Genomic DNA, 5,524 nt, shown 5'->3' with positions numbered 1-5,524 from the left:
CCCCCCCCCACCCGCCTGTCGTCCTGCCCGGGACCGGCCGAATTACTCGTCGCCGCCGCCCGGGGTGCTCCCGGCACTGCCGGTGATCAGCGCGGTGATCACCTCGGTGAGCTGCGACGCGGAACCGGTGCCGCCGGCGCCGCCACCGGTGCCCCCGTCACCCTCGTCCGCGGCGGCCAGACCCGCGCCCGCGATCATGATTCCCGCGGCCGCGAAAGCGGCGAAACCGGCGGCAGCAAACTTCTTCATACAGATTCCCCTTGGAATGCGTTCTCCCACTGCGCGGAGGGAACTCCCGCCCCCCGCCAGGTGATCGGAGTCATGATCGATTCCGATGGCAGAACATCTATCACAGATCGGAGAATCGACACCACCTGTGGATTCGACCGACACACAGAAATGGTAGCCACCGCATTGCACCTTTTCGGTCAACTGCCCAAGACTTCGGGGTCTTGCCTCGACAGCCGGCTGGAATGACCGGCCGGCAATACCGCGGTGCGGGATGCGAAATGAAATCTCCGCTATTCCTTGGCAATTACTATTCGCGGAGCCAGTGGCCGGTGCTGGCCCAGGCGGTGAGGACCACGGTGGTCAAGGGGAACAGGACGCCGATGGCGCCGAGAGCCTGGCCCGCGAGCATGACCGCCAGCCAGGGCAGCAGGGCGATGGTCGCGATGGTGATGATGGTGTATCGACCCGCCGCGAGACGGCTGAACAGCAGCACCGTTCCGGTGATCAAACCTATTGCCACCACGAGCGATACCGGAAGGATCAGCAGAGCGGCGGTCAGCATCGCGTCGTCGGGCTTGCCCAGCTCGGCCTGGGTGGCGAGTTCCGGGTCCTGATCGGGAGGCACCAGGTCCGAGCCCGCCAGCAGAACGAATCCGGCGGCGAGTGCCAGCAGGCCGTGTGTCAGGCCGCCCAGCGCCGCGAGCACGCCGCCGGCGATGCCGGTGAAGGGGTTCGCTCGCGGCGGCGCGTACGCGCGCGGACTGGACGGATGCATCTACCTGGTCCCCTCCCGTGGATTCACGGCGCGCACTCTACCTGCGGCCGCGCACGGGAGGCGATCCCGTTTCCGCTGTTACAACCGGGCGTCGGCGTACGCCTTCATGGCGTCGCGCACATAGGCCGCGGTGCCCGCGCCGTGCTTGTCGTAGTTCACGGCGAAACGCGGGGCGGCCACGTACATTTCGCCGAGACCGACGAACGCCTCGGCCTCGGGGCAGCGGCCCTGCCAGCCCACGGTCACCCACTCGTAGTGCCGCTGGGTGATGGCCTGGACCTCCTCGCTGTCGACCGGCAGCCCGGCCGCGTGGGCCCGGCCGTAGTCGGCGGCGATATCGAGCTGGGTCTGCTGGAAGGCCTGCTTGTCGGCCTCGCTCAGCCCCCGCCACCAGCGGTCGCCGCTCTCGTAGGCCTCCCGGCCCCACTTCTCGATGACCTCGTCCTTGTACCGCGTGTGGTCGAAGCCGTCGAATACTTCGTCTGCCATGAGTTGCTCACCTGCTTCCGTTTTGCGCAATGTTGTTCTCACCGAGGCGATTTGGCGCGCGATCCGGTCCTGTTCCTGCCGGAGCAGATCCAGATGCGTGCGCAGTGCGGTGCTCGTATCCCGTTCTCCCGCGAGAACTTCGGCGATGACCGGCAGGCCGAGGCCGAGTTCGCGCAGCAGCAGGATGCGTTGCAGTCGCACCAGGGAGTCCTGGTCGTAATAGCGGTAACCGTTGGCGCCCACCCGGCTCGGCGGCAGCAGGCCGAGTTGGCCGTAGTGCCGCAGGGTCCGGCTGGTGGTCCCGGCCGCCTTGGCCAGGTCCTGGATGGACCATTCGGTTGTCGCCGTCACGTCCTTTCTCCTTCGTTTCGCATCGACGGAATCCAGGATGCAAGTTGACGCTACGTCAAGGTCAAGCCTTTACAGTATGCTCCTGACCACGAACTTTTCGCACTATCTGCTCCACCAGGTTCTTGGGGGGAAGGGAAAAACTTCATGATTGCGATCGGCCGTGCCCGGATACTTCGCTGGGCGGTCGTGGCCGCGATGGCGCTGGGGGGCTCCGTGCTCACCGCCGGTGCCGCAGAGGCGGCGCCCGCGGCGGTCCTGGGCGGTGGCTCCGGGATCTATGTCGAACAGCTCGACGACCCCACCACGATCGGCGAATGTACGCTCACCGCCATCGGTTTCGACCGGGACGACCGCCTGGTCGGCCTGACCGCCGGGCACTGCGGCGAGGTCGGGGCGCGCATCGCCGCCGAGTACTCCATCGACAGCGGCACCATCGGCGTGATCGCGGAGAAGAGCGCGGGCAACGACTGGGCGGTCATCGCCTTCGATCCCGAGCGGGTGGCGCCCACCCGGCAGGTGGCGCAGACGGTGATCAACGGTGTCGGCGCGCCGCCGAACATCGGGGACAACGTCTGCAAGAACGGGCGCACCACCGGCTTCACCTGCGGTGTGGTGTGGGAGACCAAGCCGGGCTACTTCCGCAGCCAGGTATGCGCCGACCAGGGCGATTCCGGTGGTCCGGTACTGCTGGGCGATCGACTGGTCGGCATGATCGTGGCCGGCTCCGAAGTCCAGATCGGCCCGGTGTCCATCGATCCGGGCGCCTGCGCGGGCCAGGGTGACTTCATCCACCGGCCGGAGGTGTCCACCAATATCACCCTGGTGCTGGCGGACGTCGATCGCCGCGGCGGCGTCGGAGCCGGATTCCGCGTGTTCTGACCGCACCGCGCCGATACGAGCGCCCCTCCGGCTTCGGAGGGGCGCTCTGCTCGTCTCTGGGCTCCAGCTTGTTTCAGGGCTCTACTTGTTCAGGGCTCTACTTGTCTCGGGCTCGGTTCGTGTCCGCACTCAGCTCGCTTCGCCCCCAAACGTTTTCGCTCAGTAGCCAGCGGTGAATCGGGTACGGGAATGCTGCGGGCGCTCGGCCTCGTCGAGCAGGGCCACCGCCAGATCCTCCATGGAGATGCCGGAGTCGCCCGCGTCGTCGACGAGGAGTTCGTCGCGGCCCAGGCGGAACCGGCCGGTGCGCGCGCCGGGCTCCAGCAGGGCCGAGGGGCTCAGGTAGGTCCAGTCCACGGAGCCGTCGGCGGCCCGGAACACGTCCAGCTGCCGATCGCAGGCGGTGGCGATCGGTTGCAGTGCGGCGGGGAAGTCCGGCTGTTCGCGCAGGGTCTTCCCGGTGCCCGCGACGGTGAGGCTGCCCGCGCCGCCCACCACCAGCAGCCGAATCCCGGTGCCGGTCAAGCCCTTCAGCAGGGCCGCCGCGACCTCGGCGAGTTCGTGCTCACGCCCCGGTACCGGCCGCGTCGCGCTGATCACCAGATCGCTGCCGACGCTGGCGGACGCGATCTGTTCCGGGTCGGAGGCGTCCCCGGCCCGCCGCTCGACGTCCGCCGGAAGTCCCTGTAGCCGTTCGGGATTGCGCGACACCGCGCGCACGCTGTGACCGCGTCCCAGCGCCTCGGTGACGACGCGGCTCCCGACGCCGCCCGCTGCTCCGAATACCGTGATGTGCATAGCTGTCGAACCTTTCGGAATTGGTTGGGATTGTGGGTTTCCCGCCCGGCGTTCGGGGGGGACTTGCTACAGGCGGCTTCGGCTCCGGCAGTGACCGGCGGAAGCACGCGGGCTGCCGGACGGTGGGATGCGCAGCCGCCCGGTCACGTTCGCCATTTCGAGTAGTCCGCGTCGGCAGCAGCCCGGCGAGCGGCCGCCAGGTGAGATCCGCCGGATGCGGCGGTCTCCCGTTGTCGGCCGAACCGGGTCGCCGGACCGGGAGGCGGCCGCTACGTGCGACTGAGCGTGCGCGGCGTGACTGCCGGTACGGCGGGTGTCTCCGCCCGCACCGCGGGCTTCGGCGCGGCGCCGAGCTGGCCGAGCAGGGTGCCGGTGAGTGCGATGACGATGCCGAGCAGCTGAATGGGGCTGAGCGCCTCGCCGAGCGCGATCCAGCCGATGACGGCGGCCGAGACCGGACTGAGCAGCCCGAGCAGGGCGGCCGAGCTGGCGGGCATGCGGCTCAGGCCGCGGAACCAGAGGGCGTAGGCGGCGGCGGTGCCGAGCAGGCCCAGGTAGAGGTAGCCGGTGACGGCACGCCCGTCCAGGGCGGGCGGCGCTCCCTCCACCAGCAGCGCCAGCGGCAGCAGCGCCAGTCCGCCCGCGGTGAGCTGCCAGCCGGTGAGGGCGAGCGGTCCGACGCCCGCGGGGCGGCCCCAGCGCTTGGTGAGCACGGTGCCCGCACCCATGGATGCCGCGCCCAGCAGGCCGGCGAGCACGCCGACGGTGTCGAGGACCGCGGTGGCCTTCAGGACCACCAGGGCCACTCCGACCAGGCCGATCACCCCGGCGGAGATCTTGCGGGCCGTCGGCTTCTCACCGAGCAGCAGGGCGGCGAGCCCGAGCGCGAACAGCGGCTGGGCCGAACCGAGTACGGCCGCCACGCCGCCGGGCAGCCGGTAGGCCGCCAGGAACAGCAGCGGGAAGAATGCGCCGATGTTCAGCAGGCCCAGAATCCCTGCGCGCCATACCCATTCGCCGCGCGGCAGGAGTCGGGTGACAGCCAGCAGCAGCAGTCCGGCGGGCAGGGCGCGCATGAGGGCGGTGAACAGTGGGCGGTCCGGCGGCAGGAATTCGGTGGTGACGATGTAGGTCGATCCCCACACCAGCGGGGCGAGGGCGGTCAGGGCGAGGGTGCCGGTGTAGGCGGCTCCGGCGCGGGTGGCGGTCATCTCTTCACTCCCATTACTAACCTCAACGCTGATAATCTCAACGTTGAAATAAAACCACCTATGTACTTCAGCGTCAAGTATCTTGATGTTGAGATTATTTCCCTCGAGAGGAGTGGCGATGGCCGACGCAGTCGACCAGATCCTGGCCGCATGGCGGGCGACGCGCCCCGACGTGGACGCCTCCCCCATGGCCGTGGTCGGCCGGATCACCCGCCTGGCCCGCGTGTTCGACCGCGAACTCACCGAGTTCTTCAAAGGTCACGGGCTCGAGCGCTGGGAGTTCGACGTGCTCGCCACCCTGCACCGCTCCGGCGGCGCGGAGGGACTCACCGCGGGCGCGCTCAACCGGGCGGCCATGATCACCTCGGGCGCGATCACCAACCGCATCGACCGACTCGCCGCCAAGGAGCTGGTGGTGCGCGTGCCCGATCCGGTCGACCGGCGCTCGGTCCGGGTTCAGCTCACCGACCGCGGCCGCGCCCTGGTCGACGAGGTACTACCGCTGCACGTCGCCAATGAGGAACGGTTGCTCGCCGACCTGTCCGGTCAGGACCGCGACGAACTGGTGAAGCTGCTGCGCACCCTCGCCGAATCGCTCGGCGACACCTCACTCACCTGAGCCGTAGCCCAGCGGCACCGATTCGCCGACCACCGTCGGGCCGGGCACGTCCACGACCGTGGCACGCGGTGCCGGGTCGCTCGCGGGAGCCCCGCCTGCCGGAGCGGATGCCGCCGCACCGGGTACGGATGCGCCCGCCGCCGTACCCGGCGCGGCGGTGCCCGGCGCGAG

The 5,524-nt window shown here is 69.4% G+C and carries 8 protein-coding genes; 2 read left to right on the top strand and 6 right to left on the bottom strand.

The features are described from left to right. Nucleotides 1-42: 42 nt before the first annotated feature. The 3 genes from QK444_RS31880 to QK444_RS31870 form a co-directional block, all read right to left on the bottom strand. Nucleotides 43-249: a hypothetical protein gene (locus tag QK444_RS31880; protein ID WP_282785785.1), complete on the bottom strand. Its 207-nt coding sequence runs from the start codon at nt 247-249 to the stop codon at nt 43-45. A gap of 289 nt (nt 250-538) precedes the next feature. Next, nucleotides 539-1,006 (bottom strand): hypothetical protein, encoded by a 468-nt coding sequence (locus QK444_RS31875; protein ID WP_282785784.1) that lies wholly within the window; start codon nt 1,004-1,006, stop codon nt 539-541. A 78-nt stretch (nt 1,007-1,084) separates the two neighbouring features. Then, nucleotides 1,085-1,846: a MerR family transcriptional regulator gene (locus tag QK444_RS31870; RefSeq protein ID WP_282785783.1), complete on the bottom strand. Its 762-nt coding sequence runs from the start codon at nt 1,844-1,846 to the stop codon at nt 1,085-1,087. A 144-nt stretch (nt 1,847-1,990) separates the two neighbouring features. Here QK444_RS31870 and QK444_RS31865 point away from each other — a divergent pair, with 144 nt between their 5' ends. Further along, complete coding sequence (locus QK444_RS31865; RefSeq protein ID WP_282785782.1) at nt 1,991-2,725, top strand: S1 family peptidase; 735 nt, start codon at nt 1,991-1,993, stop codon at nt 2,723-2,725. 159 nt (nt 2,726-2,884) lie between these two features. Here the strand turns inward: QK444_RS31865 and QK444_RS31860 are convergent, their stop codons facing one another. Continuing rightward, nucleotides 2,885-3,523, bottom strand: coding sequence for an NAD(P)H-binding protein (locus QK444_RS31860; RefSeq protein ID WP_282785781.1), 639 nt, complete (start codon nt 3,521-3,523; stop codon nt 2,885-2,887). A 269-nt stretch (nt 3,524-3,792) separates the two neighbouring features. Next, the gene (locus QK444_RS31855) at nt 3,793-4,734 is read right to left on the bottom strand and encodes an EamA family transporter (RefSeq protein WP_282785780.1); all 942 of its coding nucleotides are present in this window, start codon (nt 4,732-4,734) and stop codon (nt 3,793-3,795) included. A gap of 118 nt (nt 4,735-4,852) precedes the next feature. On the opposite strand from QK444_RS31855, the gene QK444_RS31850 reads away from it, so the two are divergent. Further along, entirely contained in the window at nt 4,853-5,353 is a 501-nt protein-coding gene (locus tag QK444_RS31850; protein WP_282785779.1) for a MarR family transcriptional regulator, read from the top strand. On the opposite strand, the gene QK444_RS31845 is transcribed toward QK444_RS31850, so the two are convergent. After that, a partial coding sequence (locus QK444_RS31845; RefSeq protein WP_282785778.1) for a hypothetical protein occupies nt 5,342-5,524 on the bottom strand: 183 nt, incomplete at its 5' end. The two genes, QK444_RS31850 and QK444_RS31845, sit on opposite strands and share 12 nt — an antisense overlap.

This window comes from Nocardia sp. CC201C (assembly GCF_030010695.1).
GTDB lineage: Bacteria > Actinomycetota > Actinomycetes > Mycobacteriales > Mycobacteriaceae > Nocardia > Nocardia otitidiscaviarum.
This window is presented reverse-complemented; position numbering and strand designations above follow the sequence as displayed.